At 61.5% G+C, this 19,893-nt stretch carries 24 protein-coding genes; 14 read left to right on the top strand and 10 right to left on the bottom strand.

The window, feature by feature from the left end:
• The first annotated feature begins 141 nt into the window (after window positions 1–141).
• From BLT75_RS00250 to BLT75_RS00200, 11 genes are all read left to right on the top strand, one after another.
• The gene (locus tag BLT75_RS00250) at window positions 142–537 is read left to right on the top strand and encodes a hypothetical protein (RefSeq protein ID WP_093026714.1); all 396 of its coding nucleotides are present in this window, start codon (window positions 142–144) and stop codon (window positions 535–537) included.
• Window positions 538–594: 57 nt separating this feature from the next.
• On the top strand, window positions 595–882 hold the full coding sequence (locus BLT75_RS00245; protein ID WP_093026713.1) for a sll1863 family stress response protein: 288 nt from the start codon (window positions 595–597) through the stop codon (window positions 880–882).
• A 1-nt stretch (window position 883) separates the two neighbouring features.
• Complete coding sequence (locus BLT75_RS00240) at window positions 884–1,384, top strand: sll1863 family stress response protein (protein WP_143028487.1); 501 nt, start codon at window positions 884–886, stop codon at window positions 1,382–1,384.
• A gap of 1 nt (window position 1,385) precedes the next feature.
• Window positions 1,386–1,871, top strand: coding sequence for a bacterioferritin (locus tag BLT75_RS00235; protein ID WP_093026711.1), 486 nt, complete (start codon window positions 1,386–1,388; stop codon window positions 1,869–1,871).
• A 64-nt stretch (window positions 1,872–1,935) separates the two neighbouring features.
• Window positions 1,936–2,541 (top strand): HdeD family acid-resistance protein, encoded by a 606-nt coding sequence (locus BLT75_RS00230; RefSeq protein WP_093026710.1) that lies wholly within the window; start codon window positions 1,936–1,938, stop codon window positions 2,539–2,541.
• Window positions 2,538–2,924 (top strand): SpoIIAA family protein, encoded by a 387-nt coding sequence (locus BLT75_RS00225; protein ID WP_093026709.1) that lies wholly within the window; start codon window positions 2,538–2,540, stop codon window positions 2,922–2,924. Before BLT75_RS00230 ends, BLT75_RS00225 begins: the two co-directional genes overlap by 4 nt.
• Window positions 2,921–3,496, top strand: a complete 576-nt coding sequence (locus tag BLT75_RS00220; protein WP_093026708.1) for a hypothetical protein — start codon at window positions 2,921–2,923, stop codon at window positions 3,494–3,496. The genes BLT75_RS00225 and BLT75_RS00220 overlap by 4 nt, the downstream gene beginning before the upstream one ends.
• Window positions 3,493–3,687: a P-type ATPase actuator domain-containing protein gene (locus BLT75_RS00215; RefSeq protein WP_093026707.1), complete on the top strand. Its 195-nt coding sequence runs from the start codon at window positions 3,493–3,495 to the stop codon at window positions 3,685–3,687. The genes BLT75_RS00220 and BLT75_RS00215 overlap by 4 nt, the downstream gene beginning before the upstream one ends.
• 46 nt (window positions 3,688–3,733) lie before the next feature.
• Window positions 3,734–4,114, top strand: a complete 381-nt coding sequence (locus tag BLT75_RS00210; protein ID WP_176827780.1) for a cation transporting ATPase C-terminal domain-containing protein — start codon at window positions 3,734–3,736, stop codon at window positions 4,112–4,114.
• 160 nt (window positions 4,115–4,274) lie between these two features.
• Entirely contained in the window at window positions 4,275–4,478 is a 204-nt protein-coding gene (locus BLT75_RS00205) for a dodecin family protein (RefSeq protein ID WP_093026705.1), read from the top strand.
• 195 nt (window positions 4,479–4,673) lie between these two features.
• Complete coding sequence (locus BLT75_RS00200) at window positions 4,674–5,123, top strand: DUF305 domain-containing protein (RefSeq protein WP_093026704.1); 450 nt, start codon at window positions 4,674–4,676, stop codon at window positions 5,121–5,123.
• 33 nt (window positions 5,124–5,156) lie between these two features.
• Here BLT75_RS00200 and BLT75_RS00195 read toward each other — a convergent pair whose 3' ends face one another.
• A complete protein-coding gene (locus BLT75_RS00195) occupies window positions 5,157–5,630 on the bottom strand; it encodes a baeRF12 domain-containing protein (RefSeq protein WP_093026703.1) in 474 nt (157 codons plus the stop codon).
• Window positions 5,631–5,686: 56 nt separating this feature from the next.
• Window positions 5,687–5,890, bottom strand: a complete 204-nt coding sequence (gene rpmI, locus BLT75_RS00190; protein WP_093026702.1) for a 50S ribosomal protein L35 — start codon at window positions 5,888–5,890, stop codon at window positions 5,687–5,689.
• A gap of 152 nt (window positions 5,891–6,042) precedes the next feature.
• Between rpmI and BLT75_RS00185 the strand changes: the two genes are divergently transcribed.
• The gene (locus BLT75_RS00185) at window positions 6,043–6,636 is read left to right on the top strand and encodes an HPF/RaiA family ribosome-associated protein (RefSeq protein WP_093026701.1); all 594 of its coding nucleotides are present in this window, start codon (window positions 6,043–6,045) and stop codon (window positions 6,634–6,636) included.
• On the top strand, window positions 6,633–8,075 hold the full coding sequence (locus BLT75_RS00180) for a dihydrolipoyl dehydrogenase (protein ID WP_093026700.1): 1,443 nt from the start codon (window positions 6,633–6,635) through the stop codon (window positions 8,073–8,075). Before BLT75_RS00185 ends, BLT75_RS00180 begins: the two co-directional genes overlap by 4 nt.
• Before the next feature lie 108 nt (window positions 8,076–8,183).
• Here the strand turns inward: BLT75_RS00180 and polX are convergent, their stop codons facing one another.
• The 8 genes from polX to qhpG form a co-directional block, all read right to left on the bottom strand.
• Window positions 8,184–9,905 (bottom strand): DNA polymerase/3'-5' exonuclease PolX, encoded by a 1,722-nt coding sequence (polX, locus tag BLT75_RS00175; protein ID WP_093026699.1) that lies wholly within the window; start codon window positions 9,903–9,905, stop codon window positions 8,184–8,186.
• Window positions 9,906–10,320: 415 nt separating this feature from the next.
• A complete protein-coding gene (locus BLT75_RS00170) occupies window positions 10,321–11,019 on the bottom strand; it encodes a S8/S53 family peptidase (protein ID WP_093026698.1) in 699 nt (232 codons plus the stop codon).
• The gene (locus BLT75_RS00165; RefSeq protein ID WP_093026697.1) at window positions 11,010–12,764 is read right to left on the bottom strand and encodes an ABC transporter ATP-binding protein; all 1,755 of its coding nucleotides are present in this window, start codon (window positions 12,762–12,764) and stop codon (window positions 11,010–11,012) included. The genes BLT75_RS00170 and BLT75_RS00165 overlap by 10 nt, the downstream gene beginning before the upstream one ends.
• Window positions 12,761–13,840, bottom strand: coding sequence for a quinohemoprotein amine dehydrogenase subunit beta (gene peaD / locus BLT75_RS00160; RefSeq protein ID WP_093026696.1), 1,080 nt, complete (start codon window positions 13,838–13,840; stop codon window positions 12,761–12,763). The genes BLT75_RS00165 and peaD overlap by 4 nt, the downstream gene beginning before the upstream one ends.
• 12 nt (window positions 13,841–13,852) lie before the next feature.
• Entirely contained in the window at window positions 13,853–14,176 is a 324-nt protein-coding gene (gene qhpC / locus BLT75_RS00155) for a quinohemoprotein amine dehydrogenase subunit gamma (RefSeq protein WP_093026695.1), read from the bottom strand.
• On the bottom strand, window positions 14,173–15,609 hold the full coding sequence (peaB, locus tag BLT75_RS00150) for a quinohemoprotein amine dehydrogenase maturation protein (RefSeq protein WP_093026694.1): 1,437 nt from the start codon (window positions 15,607–15,609) through the stop codon (window positions 14,173–14,175). Before peaB ends, qhpC begins: the two co-directional genes overlap by 4 nt.
• A gap of 14 nt (window positions 15,610–15,623) precedes the next feature.
• Window positions 15,624–17,087, bottom strand: coding sequence for a quinohemoprotein amine dehydrogenase subunit alpha (gene peaA, locus BLT75_RS00145; RefSeq protein WP_245706308.1), 1,464 nt, complete (start codon window positions 17,085–17,087; stop codon window positions 15,624–15,626).
• Between the two features lie 84 nt (window positions 17,088–17,171).
• Complete coding sequence (gene qhpG / locus BLT75_RS00140; RefSeq protein ID WP_093026692.1) at window positions 17,172–18,500, bottom strand: flavin-dependent monooxygenase QhpG; 1,329 nt, start codon at window positions 18,498–18,500, stop codon at window positions 17,172–17,174.
• On the opposite strand from qhpG, the gene qhpR reads away from it, so the two are divergent.
• Window positions 18,430–19,689 (top strand): AraC-like transcriptional regulator QhpR, encoded by a 1,260-nt coding sequence (gene qhpR / locus BLT75_RS00135; protein ID WP_245706293.1) that lies wholly within the window; start codon window positions 18,430–18,432, stop codon window positions 19,687–19,689. The two genes, qhpG and qhpR, sit on opposite strands and share 71 nt — an antisense overlap.
• The last annotated feature ends 204 nt before the right edge of the window (window positions 19,690–19,893 follow it).

The following is a 19,893-nucleotide window of genomic DNA, read 5'->3' as shown; positions in this document are numbered from 1 at the left end:
CCGTCGCCACCTTTACCCAGGTTAATGCGACGCCCTTCTTCCGCTTCCACATTGGCGGAACCAAGCGCGCGATCATGTGCGACCGGTCTAGATGGAGGTGACCTGATGGCAAGTAAAGAGACGACAGCGCTTGGAGAACTGATGGAACAGGCGCGCGGCATGATGGCTGTCAATCCGGCGATCGCTCCGCAGATGGAACATTTCTGGAAGGCTCAGGACCGCATCCTCAGCGAGACCGAGGCCTTTTCGAAGGCGTGGTTCAAACGCCGCCACGAGGCGGCTCAATCCGCACTGGATGCGGTGCGCAAGTTGAATGGTGATGCTGCCGACCCCTCGGCGGCGATAAGGGCCATGGCCGATTGGCAGCAAAATTCGTTCAAGCGCGTGGCCGAAGACATGCAGCAATGGGTCGAACTCTGCGCGAACTGCACCGGACGTATGGCCGAAGCAGAGGCGGAAGCCGGGAAGGAAGGTGCCGAAGAAGTCGCCAAGAGGACGAAATCTGCGGCCAATACCAAGCACTCGACCCCAGTGTGACCATGCCTGCCCAGAGAGGTAAGCCCGTCATCTTAATCGAAAAAAGGAGAAAACCCGATGGACGAAAAAAACGCATACCGTCAGAAGCTCGAGGCGCGCCTCGACCAATGGCGCGCCGATATCGACAAGTTGCAGGCCAAGGCCAACGAAGCCAGCGCCGATGCCCGTCTGGAATATGAAAAGCAGATCGAGAAACTGCGCGGGCTGCAGCAAGAAGCGCGCGAGAAGCTCGAGAAACTCGATCAGGCCGGCGGTGAAGCGTGGAAGGACCTCAAAAGCGGCATCGAAAAGGCCTGGGACGATCTTGGTGCGGCGGTGAAAAGCGCATCCGAAAGGTTCGGCTGATATGAGTATCGGAACAATTGACCGGACGCGGTTGTCACGCCATCTCCTCGCCACTTGCCTGGGAGCGGCATTGCTCGCGCTGCCATCTTTGGCATGGTCGCAGCAGTCCGACACTCAGACAAACATCGACGATGTGCAGGCGGAGGTAACTGAAGCTTTCGAGGTGATCGGCGCCTATTCCGCAGGGCAGCGCGAAAAGGCGCTGGACGCGGTGGAAACGACCCTCGCCCGCATAGACCAACAGATCGATGACCTGGAACGCCGCGTCAGAGACCAATGGGCGGACATGTCCGAGGCCACGCGGGAACGAACGACTGCCTCCCTGAGTGCCCTGCGCGAGCGCCGGAACCGGCTCAGCCAGGCATTCGGCGCGCTGTCACAAGGTACAGGCAGCGCATGGGACGATCTGATGATGGGTGTGCGAAACGGCTGGACCGATCTGGAAACTGCCTGGGACGAGACCGCGGCGGCTTTGGATTCCGACCCGAATACAGGAGAGTGACATGACGGAGCAATCCCGCAGCCTGGAGAGCCTTCAGAAGGCGCTCGCCATGGAAATGACAGCGGTGCACCAATACCTGTTGCATGCGCATGTTCTCGACGACTGGGGGCTTGACGTCCTTGCAGCGAAGATGCGCGAGGAAATGACCGAAGAACTCGGTCACGCAAGCCGTTTCATCGACCGGATTCTGTTTCTTGGCGGCGAACCGAAGGTGAAGGCAGGCAAGGCACCTGATTACGCCACCGGGCTGGAAGGTCTGTTTTCCGCCGATCTAGACGAAGAAAAGGGGGCGATCGCGTTCTATTCCGATGCAGCCCGGGCGGCGGACGAGGATCGCGACCTCGGCACAAGGATACTCTTCGAGGAGATCGTGCTGGACGAGGAGGGTCACAAGGACTGGCTCACGCGCCAGTTGAGCCTGCTCGAACGTCTGGGAGAACCCACCTACACGGCCCAGAACATGAGCGACGTCGCGGAAAGCGTCTGACCGTCCAGCTACCGCTCCACGAGACTCGATTACTGGTCCATGCCGGGTTGGGAAAGGAGTGCAAATGAGCGTGCAAGATGCAGTCTTTCCAAGTTCGGGACAGATCCGAAGCTTCAAGATCGGGCTTTGGATCGCCGGCGTCACGTCTGTCATCCTCGGCGCTTTGGCGATCTTGTTCCCGCTCGTCGCAACACTGGCGGCAGAATTGCTGTTCGGCATTCTTCTGGCGGCATTGGGCGTGCTTCAGATCCTTCGCGCAGCGTTTTCCGCCGGCATCGTTTCGCGCATATGGGTGTTCGTTTTCGGCTTCCTGTCGCTCACCACGGGTGCTGCCCTGATCATGTTCCCGCTTGAGGGTGCCGTGACACTGACGATCCTTCTCGCCACCTTCTTCGTGCTCGGCGGAATCGTGAAACTCTGGGGCGCCTGGCAGCTGAGCCCGCCAGGCCGCGAGGCCAACCATCTGCCGGAAATCCCCGGTTGGAGCTGGCTGGCGTTTTCCGGTATCTTGTCCCTCGTGCTGGGGGTGGTCTTGTTTCTGGGTCTGCCTGTCACTGCCGTCTGGGCGGTTGGCCTGCTCATCGGATTGGACCTGACCTTGCTCGGAGCTTCGGAAATTGCCCTGGCACTGGCGCTGTCTTCGTCCGACGGCATGGTGAGTTTGACATGATCCGCATCGAGCATAACCGCGAGCGTGACCTGATCATTCTTCGTACCTCGGGCACGTTGACGACGCAGGACTACATCGATGCCATCCCGGAACTTGAACATGTGTTCGAAGCGACAAAGGGTCCGCTGCGGGTACTGATCCATCTAGAGGATTTCCGGGGCTGGGAAATCGGCGCCCTGTGGCACGAACTCGAACTGGACCTGGAGTATCGCGGTGACTGCGGCCGGATCGCAGTTCTCGGCGAAACTCATCTGAAAAAGTGGGGCTCCACACTGGCAGCACCCTTCGCAAAAGCCGAGATGAAATTCTTTCCGATCGAACGCGAAGCCGACGCCGAGGCCTGGCTTGCCGAGACCCCAGATGAAAATGACGCAAAAAAATGACACCCGGGAAACAATCGCCTGAAACCGCGTCGGACAACAGGGATCGCGAGTCTTCGCGTCCGCAGCTGTTTCACCGTATCGCTGACGTGTTCATCATTGGTGCGGCCGCATTCTATGCGTTGGCCGCATTGGCCATGGCTTCGGTTTCTCTCGGCCTGATCACCTTGTCTGTCTTTCGCCTGTACACCGCGATTGCAACGCCGGAATCGAGCGAGACCGTCCTGCTGGACGCCGTGAGCTCCCTGGTCATATCAGTGGCCGTTCTGGATGTCGCGAAATACGTGATGGAAGAAGAGGTGCTGCGCAGCCGCGAGTTGCGACGACCGCGCGAGGCCCGCGAGGCCGTGACCAAGTTCATGGTCATCATCGCGCTGGTGGTGTCGATCGAGGGGATCGTGCTTGTCTTCGAGCTTGGCAGATCCCATCCGGAACTTCTGCTTTATCCCATCATGCTTCTTTGCGTTTCGGTCATCATCGTCGTTGGCCTTGGCGTATTTCAACGTCTGAGTCTGAAGTCGGAACAACACCTGAAACGTGAAGCAGACGATGCCGCGGCGGCAAAACCCTTGTGATCGACGCGACGGATATCGTTCCGGCTGACATTGTCATTCTCGAAGCCGGAGACATGGTGACGGCGGAGCTGAGGCTGACCGAAGCTGCCAATCTGGAAATCGACGAGGCCATTCTGCCCGGGGAATCCCCGCCCTGGCTCTCGGCCTCGGACCCGGCGGCGAGAATGTCATGGGGCGCCCGCGCCCCGTGACCCCGACGAACCCATCGTAAACCGCACCAACTGGATCCACACGGCGGTGCTCGGTGGGTTTCTGACCGTCGGCATTCTGGGGGCTTACGGCCTCGCGCTCTATTGGCTCGAACTCGAGACCGGCGCCGCCGTGACGGTGGCGTTCCTGACCCTGGCGCTGGGACACTTGTGGACTGTCATCAACCTGCGCGCTTTGGAAACGGGGTTAGTCGTGAATGACGTTTCGCACAACAGATACGTCCGGGGCGCCATCGTCCTCTGCCTTTGCCTGATCGGGCTGGAACTTTGGCTGACAGGGCTGTCCGGGATTCTCAAACTCGAGCCATCCAGCCGGGCCGGACTTGCACTCGCAGCCGGCGCGAGCATCCTCCCGCTGCTCCGGGGTCAGGCATGGCTGGTATGGAAAGGTCGCGCCGGCGCGAACTGATCGGGGGATTTCAGCCTGCCGCGAAGGGCAACACAATAGGCGACAACACGCGTCGACATCTTAACCGAAGTAAATGCCCACTGATCTTCAAAGCTCCAGAATGCCGGAAGCTGTCCCAGGGAGCCCCCCGTCAGCACAAATGACTCAAAGGAGATTATCCATGTCGACGATCAAGGTCATCGAAGTCCTCGCGAATTCACCCGGCGGATTCGACCAGGCCGCGCAAGAAGCTGTGGCCCAGGCCTCGAAAACGGTTCACAACATCAAATCCATCTACATCAAGGAAATGAACGCCCGGGTCGAGAACGGCAAGATCACCAGCTACGGGGTGAACGCGAAGATCAGCTTCGAACTCGACGGCTAGTCTACCCAGACGCAAGGGTATTCAGAGATGAAACCGCAACCGATCGACCTCGCGGTCGAAATCGCGTCATTCGCCGCCGCCGCGAACCCGATCTTCTCGGGAATGAGTTTCGTGAGCGAACCGGCCGATCTCGACGACTGACTGCGCCCGACGGGCCGTAACCGGCCCGCTCGGTCGCACAACCGGGAATATGCTATGTCATACCTGCGTTTCGCGGCGATGATCGCAACCTCGACCGTTGCGATGTACGTCATGATGTATCTGAACACGTACAGTTTCGAACACGTCTACTGGAGCCAGACCCGAGCGTGGATGGCGCTTTACATGGGTGCTGGCATGGCGATCATTATGCTTGGATACATGTTCGGCAAATATCGCGATCCTGCGCTGAACATCGCGATCATTTTCGCCGCCGCGCTGGTCTTTGCGGCATCGGTCTTCATGCTGCGCACCCAGCGGAGCGTTGGTGACATCGACTGGATGCGCGCGATGATCCCGCACCATTCCATCGCCATTCTGACAAGCGAACGCGCCAAGATCACAGACCCGCGTGTGCGCCAGCTCGCCGACCAGATCATCGACACGCAACGGCGTGAAATCGACCTGATGAGGCAATTGATAGGCGATCTCGAACCCGCTCGATGAACGGTGGTCGCCAGCCGCGGTCAGGACGGCGGATCACCCGGCATTGTAGGCCTTGATCGAAGCCTCGATCCCGTCAAGCGGCAGGTTTGTCAGATCCTTGTCGATCTCGGCCACGATCACCGATCTCAGCGCGTCATCATATGCCTTGCGCATGGTCCCCAGCGATCGGGGATCCGCAACGATGACAAGATGCCGAAACCGTCCCGAGGCCGCCCAGTCCTTCAGCTTGCCGGCGAGTTCGTCGGCAAATCGCGTCTCGGCAACGCGGTGCCAGTCGGTTTCCTCCATTGCACTCTTGCCCCAGCTTTCGACCTGCCCCGACACGTCCCGCGTGGCGTCATGCTGACGCCCGGACCGATCCGAGGAAAGCTCATGCGCCGGGGCGTTCGGACTGGCTGCATGATCGACGACCTCGAGATGCAGGAAGTCCTGATCCCCCTTGTTGCGCAGGAGCAGGTATTTCTCGCCATCGGCGACGACGACCCAGGTGCCGTTTTCCAGATTCATGGTTCTCTTTCCTTTCTCCAGGCTTACCGGTCAGAGGGCGCGCGGCACGCGCCCGCTCAGTTTCCATAAGGCAGGTAGTGCTTGCGGACCGTCTGTGCGTCGGCCTCGTCCATCACGACCATGCCGCGCTTGTCGCGGATCTGCTTCTTGGTGCGCTTGATCATGCCATGGCGCTTGCCAGCCTGCGCGCGCAGCACCTTGCCGGTGCGGGTGAACTTGAACCGTTTCTTGGCTGAACTCTTCGATTTCAGTTTCGGCACATCAGCCTCCCGGGTGCGGATCCGTCTCAGGGCAGCATCCTATTGAGAAATCCCGAGGGCGACTTAACCCATGCTAAGGCACGAGCCCGCACGGCACAGGTACAAGGCGGAACACCCGCCAAGAACGAACAGCCAGAGCTGAAGGATTCCCGATGCAAACACCAATCGAGCTTTCATTCCAGCATGTCGAGCCATCCGAAGAGATCAAGGCATTGGTGCACGAAAAGGCGGAACAACTGGAAAAGTTCTCCGACAGGATCACAAGCTGTCACGTCTACATCCGCGCGCCGCACAAGAGTCAGCGCAAAGGCAATCTCTACGAGGTGACGATCGAAGTACGGGTTCCAGGAAATGAACTCGTCGTCCGGCACGACCAGAACGACGTCGCAGAACATGAACATTTGCGCGTCGCCGTGCGCGACGCCTTCGCCGCAATGGCAATCGAATTGAAGCGCTGGAAGAACCAGATCGAAGGTAATGTGAAAACCCACGACGGAATGCTTCAGGGCAAGATCGTCGAGATCCGCCACGATGAGGGTTTCGGCCAGATCATTACAACGGACAATCGAATGATCTACTTCCACCGAAACAGCGTCGTCGATGGCAGCTTCGACGAACTCCAGCCCCGGGACACCGTCGAACTGGTCGTCCAGACCGGCGAAAGCCCCATCGGGCCGCAGGCCAGCACCGTGCGCCGGATCGGCACGATGGAGTTCGTGCCCGAAACCAAGCCAGGCCGGCGATGACACCCGAACCTCTCGATGTTGCGATCATCGGTGCCGGCACGGCCGGTCTTTCGGCGCGATCCGAGGTCGCTAAAGTCACCGACAGCTACCGGGTATTCGACCCGGGCCCCTACGGCACGACCTGCGCGAGATCTGCCTGCATGCCATCGAAGGCGTTCATTCAGTCTGCGCATGACTTTCACCGACGGCATGCCTTCGGCTTGCTCGGGATTGTCGGCGGTGAATCCCTCGACGTCGATTCCAAACGCGTTCTGGCCGAAACCCGCCGCGTGCGGGATGGCTTGGTCGATGGCGTGATCGAAGGCATGCGGGCATGGCGCGAAAGCAATCTCGTACCGCATCAGGCTGTGTTCGAGGCCAAAGGCGTCCTGCGGGCGGGCCAGGCGCGATTCCAGCCTCGTGCGACCGTAATCGCAACCGGATCGCGCCCACGGATCCCCAAAGACTGGCACGACAAGCTCGGGGATCGCCTTCTCACCTCGGACGATCTCTTCGAACTCCCCGAACTCCCGCAGCGTCTGGCGATCATCGGCCTCGGGCCGGTGGGGCTGGAACTCGGCCAGGCGTTCGCCCGACTGGGTGTGCAAGTGACCGGGTTCGATCCCTCACCGTCCATCGGCGGTGTGGCCGATCCCGATCTGCAATCCCGACTGCGCGAGGCGCTCGCGGCGGAGATGACCATCATCATGGATCAGGCCGAGCCGGTTCATGTCGACCAGACCGGCATCAGGATGCGATGGAACGAAGGCGAAACCGAGGTGGATTATGTACTGGCGGCAATGGGACGGGTGCCGAACCTCGACAGGCTAGGCCTCGATGTCCTTGGCGTCGATCTTGGTGAAACCGGACGTCCGGACCTGCCCGAGGACCGGCTCGACCTGCCCGGCACACGGCTTTATTTCGCGGGCGATTCCGGCCCGGGCCCTGCCCTCTTGCACGAGGCCTCGGACGAAGGCCGCATCGCCGGCTATTTCGCCGCACGCGCTGAAGATGCCGTTTTCCGGCGCCGGACGCCGTTGCGCCTGGTGTTCTGCGATCCCCAGATCGCGCATGCGGGGGAATCCTGGGATACCCTGGAAGCGCGAGCGGACGGGGTGGCGATCGGTGAAGCAACATTCGACAGGAGCGGCCGGACCAGGTTGCAGCGTGGCCAGGGCGGCGTCATTCGTATCTACGCCGAAAAGGCGACCGGCCGTCTCCTCGGGGCAGCCATCGTCGCGCCCGAGGCAGAGCACCTGGCCCACTTGCTGGCTTATGCAGTCAGCCGGGATGACGGCCTCAAAAATCTGCTCAGGATGCCGTCCTACCATCCGACTCACGAAGAAGTGTTGCGGCGCGCACTGCGGGCGACGCTTCGGAACTGCGATGTCGATGTTGGAGAACTCGAGGCCATCCGATGCAAGGACGCCCCCGTGGATTGCGATAACGGGCAACCCTAGTGGCCAGGTTCCGAAACCTGTTCATTCACCGAACGGCAGACCCGCTCCTGGCCGATTACGGGCTTGACGTCACGGGCGATCCCGGAGGCCCGGCGCACGACGAGCCCGTCAGCCGCGCTTGAGCATTTTCTCCAGATCGCTCCAGTCAAGCGTGTTTGCCACATCGTCGGCCGACAGCCAGCCGCGTCTGGCCTGATCCACACCGTATCGCATGTGTGCAAGCCCACCTGTCGCGTGGGCATCAGTCGAAATGGCGATCTTGACGCCCCGTTCGACGGCCATGCGGCACTGAATGTCGCTGAGGTCCAGACGGTTCGGGTTCGCGTTCAGTTCCAACACGCATCCGCGCTCCCCTGCTGCCTCGATCAATCGTTCCATGTCAACGGGATAGGCCCTTCGCTGCCCGAGAAGCCGGCCGGTCGGATGTCCGATGATGCTGACCGCCGGGTTGTCCATCGCACGGATGATCCGGTCGGTCTGCGCCTCTTCGCCAAGATTGAACTTCGAATGCACCGAGGCCACGACAAGATCGAGCCGTGCAAGCAACTTGTCCGGAAAATCGAGATCGCCGTTTTCGAGGATATCGACCTCGCAGGAGGCCAAAAGGCGAAACCCCTCGAACCCTTCATTCAGTTCCGCAATCTCGTCGATCTGCGCCTCCAGCTTGTCGGCGCTCAGCCCTCCGGCCTGGGTCTGGCTTCTTGAATGATCGGTGATCGCAAGATAGCCGTACCCGCGCTCCATCGCCGCTTCAGCCATTTCAAGCAGCGAATTCCTGCCATCCGAGGCCGTCGTATGGGCGTGCAGATCGCCCCTGATGTCGTCCGGCTTTATCAGGTCGGGCAATTCGCCCTTCTCGGCCGCCTCGATCTCACCACGGTTCTCGCGCAGGACCGGCTCGATCCAGGGCAGGCCGATTCCTTCATAGACACCCTCTTCGGTTGCACCTGAAATGCGGGTTTCACCGTCATAAAGCCCGTATTCGTTGAGTTTCAGACTACGGTCCTGGGCCCGCCTGCGCCCGGCGACATTGTGCGCCTTCGATCCGGTGAAGTAATGCATCGCCGCACCCCAGCTCGCCTCGGGCACGACTCGCAGATCCACGTTCAATCCCGCGCGCAGCGTCACGGTCGACCGGGTCTTTCCTTTCGAGACGACCTTGTCGACCTCGTCGTATTCCACGAAGCGATCAATGATTGCGCCACCATCCTCTCCGGCCGCCAGAATATCAAGATCCCCGACCGTTTCCTTGCGACGGCGATAGCTGCCGGCGATCTCGGCCTTCTGCACACCGTCGATCCTGCGGACATAGGCAACCAGCGGTTCCGCGAAATCCTCGGCAGTATCAAGTCGGAAGCGGCGTTCGGTGATGTCGCCCTCTGCCAACTCCTCACGGATCTTCGCCTGCGTCCTCTCGCCGAAGCCCTTTACATCGGCGATCCGACCCTGCTCGGCGGCCTGTCTCAGATCGTCGAGGGACTTGAGGTCAAGCTCTTCGAACAGCGCCCGCGCCCGTTTAGGCCCGACGCCGGGAATGCGCGTGGCTTCGACAATGGCCTCGGGCACGTCCTCCGATAACTCATCCAGCAGTTCCAGATGACCGGTGCGCACGATCTCGGTGATCTTGCCTGCAAGATCGTCGCCGATATCCGGCAGTTGGGACAGGTCGGCCCCCTCCTCCACCATGCGCGCCATCGGCCGGCTCTGGTCCCGGATCGTGTTGGCGGCGTTGCGGTAGGCGCGCACGCGAAAGCGGTTGGCGCTCTGGACTTCCAGCAGGTCGGCGACATGGTCGAACATCGCCGCGATTTCGCTGTTGTGCACAGGCATCACCTCTCCTTTCCTGACCGAGTATGCTTGCAAAGGCGTCTTGGTCCAACATCCAGACACCTTCGAACTGCGCTTTCTCCAGTTTGAAGCCGGGATCGGCCCCGACCACGACGTGATCCGTGTCGCCGCTACCGGGCGTTGGTGACAGTCGTGGCCGCCGGTAAAAAGGCATCAACGAAAATCCCGCACACCGGGCCTTCTCCGTCTCCGGCCCGTGACATGCTCATCCTCGAACCCTTCCGCGCCTTCGCCCTTGAAGCGTTCGAAACAAACGATTTAGGAAGCGCGGAACGCCGGTTTTCTCCTGCTCGGGAAAAACCGGCATCGCCGTCCCAATCGGCTGCGGCGGCGCTTGCCAACGCCGCAAGCGCGCGACTGGCCGCTGAAATCCGGAAGCATTGCGAGAACATCCAGGTTAGGCACCATCATGCCCGGCCGTTACGCCGGGAGAACGACAAAGGGCCAACGCGTCCGGCACCTCCTGACTTCGCAATATCCGTTCTCGGCCCCGAAACGCCGGGTCCGCTCTCAGCGTGCCGAGCGAGTTCAGGGCCAGCGCCCGTGCCAGATGCCCCGAAAAATGCGCAGCCGCAGTACTTGCGCCGTTTGTCATCCCGTCCGGCCCATGCGGGCAGGCACCGAATTCGGCATGGGACAGGTTGAGGTGCGACCACTGACCGGGCGTGCACCGCGCATCTCCTTGCACCGCGATCACGCCCTCATAGGCCGCCGGGAATGATACCGCCCCCCGGGCCGGTGCAGAGGCGACAAGGAACTTGCCCGAGGCCAGAATCCGCGCGACCGACTTGCCAAGTTCCGGAACATCCCGGCCGAGTCCGAACGAGCAATGCACGATGCTCGCATCGCTCTGCGCCGCGTACGCAAGAGCATCGCACACTGATGAGACCGAACAGGCCAGGGAACCGGCAAAGACGCCAAGGCTTTCAAACTCTGCGTCCGGCGCGTTGCGCCGGATCGCCAGCGCCATCTGCATCGCGTGGCTTGTTGCCGGGCTCCCGGATTGGTACGGCTGCGTTTCATGGAAGGCGACCCGCTCCTTCAACCCGGGCCATGCGCGCGGCAAAAGCCCGTCTATCAGGGCGATCACCGGCATCGCGCAGCCCCCGAAAGCTCGAGCACCTGATCGAAGGCTCCGTAGGATTCGACGCTGGCGTGTGTTGTGACGATGCGGGTAAGCCCGGCGAACTCGCGGTCGATAAAGGCCATGATCGCGCTAACCCGTGCGGTGTCCACCTCCGAGAGGGCTTCGTCGAGCACGAGGATATGGAACGGGGAAAGAAGCGCGCGGGCAAGGCAGATACGCTGGCGCTCGCCTCCTGACAGGGTAAGACCGTTTTCTCCCAGAACGGTGTCCAGCCCTTCGGCCGAACGAAACCGGTCGCCCAGGTCCAGCGCGTCCAGCATGGCCCAAACCTTGTCGTCGGCATCCGGGCTGTTTACCAGACTGTCATCCAGGAACAGGTTTTCGCGCAAGGTTGCCTGAACAATGATCGGACGTTGCGAGACCATGGCGAAGATGCCCGCCGACGTGTTCTTCGCCAGCGAGCCAACGTCGACGCCACCAACCAGGACCCTACCGGAGATCGGGCGCTGTTGTCCAAGAACCAGCATGAGAAGGCTGGTCTTTCCCGCGCCGCTTGGCCCGGTGAGCAGCAGCTTGGTGCCGTGCCGAATGTCGGCATCGACCGGCCCGAACGGATGCGTCCTGTCAGGTCCAAACGACACACCTTCGAGCCTCAGGTCAAAGGCATCAGGGCAGGCCGCAGCAACAGAGTCAGTCTGGCAGGGGCCGGTCGTCATGAGCGCATCCAGACGCCGCAGCGCCACCCGGGCGCGCGCTTGCGCGTGCCAGATTCCCAGAAGCGACTGCATGGGGCCGATCATGAAGCCCATGTAGGCGACAAAGGCTATGAGCGATCCCAATGGCCAATGGCCCTGAATGACCATGATGCCGCCAGCGATGAAGATCCCCGCACGCAGAAGCGCCGAGAGCACTTGCGGCACGGCTCGGATGAACTCGGTCCAGCCTTGCTGGATCATCAATCGTTCATTGAGCGCCCCCTGATCCATGACGGTACGGCCGCGCGCCCAGTCGGTGCCGCGCGCGAGTTGCAGGGCCGGCATACCGTGCAGCGTCTCGGACAAGCCGGCGGTCAGCCGTCCTCGGGCCGACCGGGCAGTTCCGGCCAGACGCTCGGTTCGCGGCCGCGCCCAGATCAGGAAGGCCAGTTCGATCGGGGCGAGTACAGCCGCCGCCAGCCCCAGTTTCCAGTTCAGAACCAGCAACATGGCCGTGCCACCGATCAGCCGCACGATCGACGACAGGCCTCCCAGAACCGAGTTGAACGCAAACTGTTGCACTTCGCCTGCATCGCCATCGATCCTTGCCAACAGCTCCCCTGCCCGTTGCGCGCCGTACCACTGTGGCGGCCGCGCGATCAGCGCGTCCAACAGCGTGCGCCGGAGATCGGCAAGCATCCGGACGGACGCGCGCATGTGCAGGATATTGTTGAGCGCGCCGAACCCGACGGCAAACAGTCCGACCGCGAACAAGGTGCCAGACCAGAAGACGAGCGCGTCGATATTGCCCGCCATCAGCCCCTGATCAATGACCAGCTTGCTGAGATAGGGCGGTACAAGGCCGATGCAGGCAGCGATCAGACCCAACAGCAGCAAGAGTGACAGTCGCGCCGAATAGGGCCGCAGGATCGGCATCAGCCAACCGGCAGGCGACGCCCCGAACAGGGCCTGCCCAGCACGCGCCGCGAGCCCACCGGACGACCGGGGCGCCAGAGGGCGCTCCGGTCCGGGACCGAGTATGTCGGTCGTCTGGCTCATCCTTGCGGGATGACATGCACGGTTGACACCCCCATGTCGCCACCCGATGGCATGCGGATCTCTCCGACCCGTTCGAGCGTCTCGGAATCGTAGATGCCAATGTCGTCATTGGTGCCACCGACATAGAGTTCCTTGCCGTCCGACGAGACGTTGATGACATAGTAGGTATGCGGCAGGTCAACGCGCTTGACGAGTTCGTTGGTCTCCAGGTTGTGCTTGGAGAGCTGCGTATAGACGCCATAGAGGTGCTTTGGATCCGTGGCGGACCGTACAGCCGAGAACATCAGCACTTCGAACGAGGTGAAATCGGCAATCTCGGTCTCGCCGGTGGTCAGGTTCACCGACTCGTAGCCCCAGACGAAATCCGCCAGCTCCTGCTGGGACTCGTCGGAAAAGACCGCCGCCGTATACATCAGCAGGAACTCGTCGTTCTGGCTGCCGGTGGGCCAGAAAGCCAGAACATCGGGCGGGCTGTAGGTCGGCCGGTCCCAGGAGGCGTTGGCAATCGCGACCTCGGTATCGCCCGTGGCCGGATCGACGCGATAGATATCATGTCCGGCGATATAGACCGATCCCTTGCGGTCAGTGGCCATAAGGGTCGACCGACGCGGCGCATCGAACAGCGCAACGGGTTCCGCCCCCAGTCCCGCAGAAATGTCGAACACCGCAAATTCGGTGGGTAGCACCTCGAACCGGTCGCTGTGCTTCCGAACAGGATTGCGCACGGTGTAAAGCTGCGTCCCATCTTTCGAGACCGCGAAGGACGCGATGGAGCGGCGGATGATATCCTCCGAGGATTGCCGGGCGTGAAACACCTTTTCACAGGTTTCGATGTTCACACCGATCACGTCTTCCCAGTTGTTCACCAGCACGAAGGCCACGGAATTGTCGGGCGACATAACGGTAATACCGGGCAGCATGTTGCTGCCCAGATCGCAATCGTTCTTGAGCGACCGGGTCGCAGCATCAAACACATAGAGGTTCGAAGGCCGCGCCGTCGTCAGCAAGAGGTCTCCCGCCAGAGCAGGAAGCGTTCCCGCCAGCGCCAGGACGACGGCTGTCATTATGGTTTTCATCTCTCGGTCTCCTCAGGTCTCTGCGTCTTTGGGATAGGCCGCCCCAAGCGAGCGCCAGTCGCGCGCCGCATTGTCGGCCCCGTCGTCCCAGGACTTGTGATTGATCGTGGTGTCCGGCACCTGTGCGGGCCACCAGCATGGATCGGTACAGCCGTAAAGGTCGGCCTCCATCGGTTGGCACAGGGCTGCGACACCACCAAAGGGGTCGACTTCCCAGCCGGGGTCAAAGGTGGTGGCGCATCCCGCGGTCACGGTCTGCATGGCGCGCACTTCGTCCATCTTGTCCTCGGCCGCCGCCTGCTGGACGCGTTCGGCCTTTTGGTTCAGCGGTTTCATTTTCCAAACGCCCTCCTTGGCGAGATGTGGTTGTGGAAATATTCCGGGGCCTCATTGATCAGCCGCGAATAGACGCCAATCCCGAAGTCGACCCAGTCGCGCATCAGATCGCAGTAGTGATAGGTCGGCTTCATCGGGTCGGAGAAATGCGCATAGCTTTCGTGGTAGCAGCCGCCTGCGCACAGGTTGCGGATGCGGCAGGTGGAACAGCCCTTCTCGGTCCGGTCCGAGCGCGCCTTGATGAACCCGGCAAGCTCCTTGCGGGCGATGCCGGTTTCGACCGACCCGAACTGCTGCATCTCGGACCCAACGAAACGGTGGCAGAGATTGAGCGCCCCGTCATGGTTGACGGCCAGCATGCCCACACCCGCGCCGCAGGGCAGCGCCTTCGACCGGCCCTCCCAGAGATCTTGCATCAGTTGATGCATGTTGGAATAGCCGATATTGCGGCCCGCGATTGCCTCTTGCAGGAACAACTGCCCAAGCGATTTCATGCCTTCGAACACCTCGTGCAACTCGTCGCCGTTGAGGTTGAAGGCATCCATTTCGCCCGAGGTGACGGGCGAAAAGCCCACTTCGGCAAAGCCCAGGTCGTTCTTGAGGTGATCCCAGATCGCGTGGATCTGCGTTACCCCGGCGGTCAACGTGACCCGGGCACCGACCGGCTTGGACCGGTAGCGGGACAGCAGCATGCGCACCTTGGCGGCCACCGTATCATAGGTGCCCTTGCCGCCCACCGTCTTGCGGTTGAGATCGTGCAGCGCCTTGGGCCCGTCCATCGACACGGTGAGGCCAAAGCGATGCGCATCCAGCCAATCGACGATCTGTTCGTTGAGAAGTGTCGCGTTGGTGGTCAGGCTGAAATCGACCTTCTTGCCGAGGGCGGCGAAATGCGGCTCGGCCCAATCGACCACCTGCCGGATCAGCGGCAGGTTCGACAGCGGTTCCCCGCCAAAGAACACGACGTTATAGCTGTCGCGGCCGGGATTTTCCTTGAGCAGCAATTCGACGGACTTCACCGCCGTGTCAAAGGCCATCTTCTGGCCTTTAGACGGGATCGCCAGATCCTCCTTGTAGCAATAGGAACAGGCCAGGTTGCAGCCCGTATTCACGTTCAGGACGATGGTCGTGAGCGGAAAGTTCTCGATCTCGATTGGCGGGCGTTCGGGCTTGAGCGGGCGGCCGTCATTGACCACATCGAGCCGCACGAAGGTATCCAGTCGTTCCGCTGCAAGGCGCGCCGCGTCGCCCCCGAAGCGGTCCTCAAGTTCGTCAAAGGTAAAGCCGGTTTCCTGCGCAGAGGCAAAGTCCAGAACGGCCACATCCATTGCGTCCATCGCAAAAAGCGACGTGGTGGGTACGTGGAACAGCATGTCCTGCCCCTCGACCGTCACCCTGTGAGAGTTCGCGGGTTGATAGAAAAAATCCTTCATCGGTTTTCTCCTGATCAGCGGATCGGCGGATCGATGAAGCGCTGGACGGTCACGATCAGCGTGGCGCTGCCGCTCTGGCCCATCGCGTCGGCGACCACCGTCAACTCACCGGCGTTGTTGGTGCTGAAGGGCCGTTCGGCGTTGGGGCCGGCGACGGCTGGGGTAAATATCCCGGTGTCGTCGATTTGACCCGCATAACCGGCATCCTCCATCTTGGCGGCATGTTCGTGCAGGTTGGTTACGGTCCATTCCGCGTTGACCCGTCCGATGCGGACATCGTCCTCGGTCCCAGGCGCCCCGTCCGGGCCGTTCCACAGACCGATGGCCCGGAAATGCGCGGGCACGGCCTCGGGGCCCACTTCGCTGCCGCCGCCGATGCGGGCAATCGTAAACGCCGGGTCGACGGCAATGCCGTCAATCGTTGTGTAATAGGCGACTTTGGCTTCGCCCGCGTCGGTGGACAGGGTCACGAAGCCGTTGCCCTCGGTCTCCAGCGCGACCGCAGCGCCGTATGTGTTGGCGCTCGCACTGCCGTTGCTGGCGCTCAGCCCGTCCAGCCCGCTGCCGACCACCTGCACCGTGGCCGAACCGGCCGGCACGGCCGAAGGAACCGTGCCGAGCATCACACCCGGCTGATCGGCGCGGACCCCGCGCAGGCTGCCGCCGAGACTGTCATGATCACGTTGGAACTGTCGCCCAGCGAGCGTGGTCCCGTCTTCGGATACAGCCAGAACCTGGCGATAATCCTGGCCGTCAATGTCGAGCGTCGCCCGCCATTCGTAGCCGGTGTAAAGGTTCATGGTGCCCGAGACGGAGCGGCCCTGGCCATCGGCAGACATCAGCGTGCCTGCGACCTGGTATGGCGACGCGTCCCCGGACACGCTCAGCCGTCCATAGGCCTCTCCGACCCCTGGCAATTCCGTGATCACGATCCAGTCACCGGCCACCGGAACTTTCTCGGCCTCTTGCCAACTGTCCCACTCCGATGTTTCCAAAGGATAGGCCGCAGCGAGATAGGGCGCGATTTCTTCACGGGCGATCTTGTACCATTCCCGGTCCCGGCCAAGGGCTTGGTACTCGATGGTAGGATAGTTTCCGACGTGGAAATCCATGTGAATCAGCCACTCGTCCGCCGTGCGGCGCTGCAACCCGACCCGCGCGCCGGTGTGGCACCGCGCGCACATCGAGGCCATGGGTTCCTCGAAAGTCTCGACGTGGTTGGGGTCTTTCTCAAGAGCATAGCGGAAAGGCGCCGCCTCGGCGGGGGCCAATCCTTGCGTATCGGCAAGGAACTGGACGATGGCGCGCCTGTCCTCGACCGAGACTTGCAGCCCATGCTGATGCTGCATGCGAACGATGGTCATCATCCATCCTTCCGGCGATTTGCGCTGACCGGAAATTCGGCTCAGTTGGTTGTCGGTTTCAGAATGACAGCTCCCACAGGTCTTTTTCAGCAACTGTGCGTCGGCATGTGCCATCTGCGCCCCGCCCGCCGCTAACAGGATCGCCGCGCTCAGGCAGCTCGTTTTTGTCCACATCGTGCAGTCTCCTTGTCGGTTCGTTCAGTTCATGACGGCGGGGGTTTGGCCCAGCCCTCGGGAAATCAGCCAGCCGTGCAGCTGCGCGGCCGTGCTTGCAGGAAGTGAAGGCAGGTAGGTGCGATGAAACACGGCTCTTTCAGGCAGCGGCCTGTTTCCGATGGCGCGCAGGATCGGGGCGATCGCCTGTCCCAGCACGAAGGCAGCCCCCCCGGGGTCCCGTTCTGTCACCAGAACCTCGCCACGGCAAAGCGCGCCGTCACACAACAGAACGCGGGGCTCCAGCCGGGGACGCGCCAGCGGCGGATGCGCCGGGCGCGCGTCGGGCCAGACTCGCCGCGACAGCCAAAACACCCCGTCTTGTCCCGAACTGGCATAGAAGTCGCGCCCGATCCGGGCTTGACGCCAAAATGTGTCCACTACCCGGTCACGGTAAAACTCGCGCGCCAAATCCGCGTGCCCGCCAAGAAGCGCCTGCGCCATGGCCGGGGTCATCAGGGCGGACGAGATCGCCCAGAACAGACCGTGCCCCGATAACGGGTCCAGGGCAACCGCCGCGTCACCCAGTGCCGGGCAACGCGGATCCAGTTCCGGGCTATTCAATCTGAGGCCGGCGGCGCTCACATGAAAGGTCGATGGCAACGGCGCTTTGGCGCTGCTCGCGCCAACCACATGCTGCCACATCCCCGCCAGACGCTGGCTTGCGGACTGTCCGCCGCGCAGTTCTCGCTTGTCGCCAACGACCTGCAACCATTCACGCCCGTCAGACAGTCTTGCGCGCCAGGTCCAACCTTCGGGATGAGCCTCGATATGCGACCCGGCCTGATCCAGGAACGGCGCGTCCAGAAACCCGGATATGCTGATGCTTTCAGGGCCGATCAACTGGGCCCTGTTCATATCTGAATACGCTTTTCGCGGAGCCCGTCGACCACGGGCATCAAACAGCAGCCCGGCCAGCAGTCTCCGGCCATCGGCCATGCGGATCACACTTTCGTCAGGCTGCATTGAGGCAATGTTACCCGTCAGAACCGTGACACCTTCTGTTCGGGCCTGCGCCAGAAGCCCCTGATCGAACGCTTTTCTCAGAACGATCCGTTCAACATTCTGCGCACCCGCCATGACCCCCCATGCGGCGCGGCGCTGTGACGGTCGTGATACCCCGTTCAATGGAAGCCGATGATTGCGCAACATTTCCGCAACCCGCGTCGACAGACCTTCAATCCTATCGCGCCGTGGCACGGAGGTCGCGAGGCCCACGCGATACCCTGCACGCGCCAGCAGGATGGCGGCCACCGCACCGGCCGGCCCACCTCCGCCAATTGCGACATCGAAAAGTTCAAAGGTTTCTTCCATCCGTATATTCCAGCGTGGAACAGGACGGCGCCTCCAGTACAGCGGCGGACAGCGACACAACATTTCCGGACAAAATCGGCTTTGGGCTTCGTGCGGAGAGCGGGATGCCCAGATTGATCTTGGTCAAACCCCCGACTCGACCGTAAACTCGGCCAACAAAGCAAGCCAAACAGCCATGCATGCCATTTACAGTCCGCAAATCGTCGCTTCCGCTTTGACAGACCCGTTCCGTGTCTATCAGGAACTGGGTGGCGATTTTGAAGGACTCGGCAACGCGTCCGGAATGAACCCGCTCGACATGGACGAGACCATTTCGCTCAGCAAATACGTGGCGTTTTTTGAAAAGGCGGCCGCCGACTTGCGCCACCCGGTTTTTGGCTGGGAGGTCGGGACACATTTTGACCTGCACAATATAGGGGCCTTCGGGGAGTTCATCCTGGAAGCGCCGACGCTTGGCGCGGCGCTTTCGCTTTTCAAGAACGCGTTTTCCTTGGTCCAGAGCGATTCCGAACTGGCTCTGCAGGTAGAGGATGACGAAGCCGTCCTGAACTACCGCATCCTTGACCTCGATATCTGGCCCCGCGCCCAGGATTCCGAAATGACGATCTCGGTGTTTCACCAATTGATCAAGTCTGTCGCGGGCAAGGATTGGCGACCGACCTTGGTGTCAATTGAGCATGAGACAAGCGCGATCTGGAATGACGCGCGCATTGGACCCAGATGCCCCGTCCAGTACAATGCCCCAGCCAACAGTTTGCGTTTTCCGGCGCGCTTGCTGGATCGTCCGATGGCGCAAGCGAAGGCCGAAAATCACAACGATGTCTCCCGAGCCTTCTTGCGCCACGCCTGGCAGCAAGAGCGCGAGGCGCCTGTTTCCGCCCGGGTAAGACGGGAAATCGTACGGCGGCTGGGTCGGGACGAGCTGGATCAGACAATCATTGCCGCCGCGCTGGGGCTTTCCCGGCGCACACTTCGCCGCAGGCTGGAGGATGAGAGCAAATCCTTCAATTCCATCCTCTCTGACTGCCGTATCCGATTTTCCGAAATCGCCCTTCGGGAGTCCGGCAAGTCGGTATCCGAAATATCGGACTATCTGGGTTACAGCACCACCTCGGCCTTCGAACGGGCCTTCAAGTCCAGAAAAGGGCTGACACCAAAACAGTTCAGAATGCAGAACAGATCCAATTAGAATGAAACCATCGGCCTGGGTCAGTGGGTCGGAGGGAGTATCTCGAATTCATGCCCGGACATCCGGTCGACGTCACCCTGGTGCTCGCCGGGCAGACCTGACACTGCATTGCCGCGCGCCCGTGTCAGGACATGTCGATCACCCCCGATCTTTTCCCGCCCAGGCGTGTACGTTCGGGTCGCGTTGCATCACTTTTCCATCACC

It is taken from the genome of Ruegeria marina (genome assembly GCF_900101475.1).
Taxonomy (GTDB): Bacteria; Pseudomonadota; Alphaproteobacteria; order Rhodobacterales; family Rhodobacteraceae; genus Ruegeria_B; species Ruegeria_B marina.
Note: the sequence above shows the minus strand (reverse complement) of the source record. Positions and strands in the feature narration are given on the sequence as shown.